At 70.6% G+C, this 705-nt stretch carries 1 protein-coding gene; it reads right to left on the reverse strand.

Going from position 1 to position 705, the window contains the following annotated elements; genetic code table 11:
• The coding region (locus CAG29_RS28025) for an aromatic amino acid lyase (RefSeq protein ID WP_170930464.1) at nucleotides 1-705 on the reverse strand (705 nt) is incomplete at both ends.

Below are 705 nucleotides of genomic sequence, written 5' to 3' on the forward strand. Positions count from 1 at the left end.
CCCCTGGGCCGCCGCCAGCCATTCCACCGCGAGGATCCCCCGGGTGTTCTCGGCCATTTCCCACAGGCGCTTGCCGGCGGCCGGGGCCATCGACACGTGGTCTTCCTGGTTGGCGGAGGTCGGCAGGCTGTCCACCGAGTGCGGATGGGCCAGCGCCTTGTTCTCGCTGGCCAGCGCCGCGGCCGTCACCTGGGCGATCATGAAGCCGGAGTTCACCCCGCCGTTGGCCACCAGGAACGGCGGCAGCTGCGACATGTGCTTGTCCATCATCAGCGAGATGCGCCGCTCGCTCAGGGAGCCGATCTCGGCGATGGCCAGGGCCATGTTGTCGGCGGCCATGGCCACCGGCTCGGCGTGGAAGTTGCCGCCGGAGATCACGTCGCCCTCGGCGGCGAACACCAGCGGGTTGTCGGATACGGCGTTGGCCTCCACCGCCAGCACCTCGGCGGCCTGGCGGAACTGGGTCAGGCACGCGCCCATGACCTGCGGCTGGCAGCGCAGGGAGTACGGATCCTGCACCTTCTCGCAGTTCTGGTGCGAGTCGGACACCTCGCTGCGCTCGCCCAGCAGGTGGCGGTAAGCAGCAGCCGCATCGATCTGGCCTTTCTGGCCACGGGCGGCGTGGATGCGCGCGTCGAACGGCGAACGCGAGCCGAGCACCGCCTCGACGGTCAGGCCGCCCACGGCCAGCGCGCCGGCGAACAG

The sequence above is a fragment of the Pseudomonas sp. B7(2017) genome (genome assembly GCF_002112745.1).
Taxonomy (GTDB): Bacteria; Pseudomonadota; Gammaproteobacteria; order Pseudomonadales; family Pseudomonadaceae; genus Aquipseudomonas; species Aquipseudomonas ekonensis.